Below are 437 nucleotides of genomic sequence, written 5' to 3'. Positions count from 1 at the left end.
CCGCGACCGCCGCGTGCTGCAGCTGGCTCAGGGCGAGATACGCCTGGATGTGGTCCACGATGCCCAGCGCCCCTTGGAGGTGCAAACACCGCTGGGCCGCGTGCGGGTCCTGGGCACCGTGTTCTCGGTAGCGCTGCGCGCATCGGGCCTGCAGGTGAGTGTGGCCCAGGGCCGCGTTGCGGTATGGGGCCTGCACAGCGATGCCGCCCAGGCCGCCGATGTGGTGCTGGCCGCCGGTGAGGCCGCGCGCCTGGATGCGCAAGGCGGGCTGCATACCGGCAGCGTCAACCGCCAGGATGTGGGCGCCTGGCGCGACGGCTGGCTGGTGTTTGACCACACGCCGCTGCCCGAGGTACTCAGCCGCTGGAACGACTACCTGGAGCGCCCGCTGCAGCTCGATCCAGCGGGAGCCCTGCAGTCCCTGCACCTGACGGGCA

The 437-nt window shown here is 71.6% G+C and carries 1 protein-coding gene; it reads left to right on the top strand.

Annotation, left to right across the window (positions count from 1 at the left end):
- A partial coding sequence (locus H928_RS33865; protein ID WP_043341857.1) for a FecR domain-containing protein occupies positions 1-437 on the top strand: 437 nt, incomplete at both ends.

This window comes from Comamonas sp. B-9 (genome assembly GCF_000410635.1).
Classification (GTDB): domain Bacteria; phylum Pseudomonadota; class Gammaproteobacteria; order Burkholderiales; family Burkholderiaceae_C; genus Comamonas.
The sequence above is the reverse complement of the archived record's forward strand: the minus strand, read 5'-3'. Positions and strand labels throughout refer to the sequence as shown.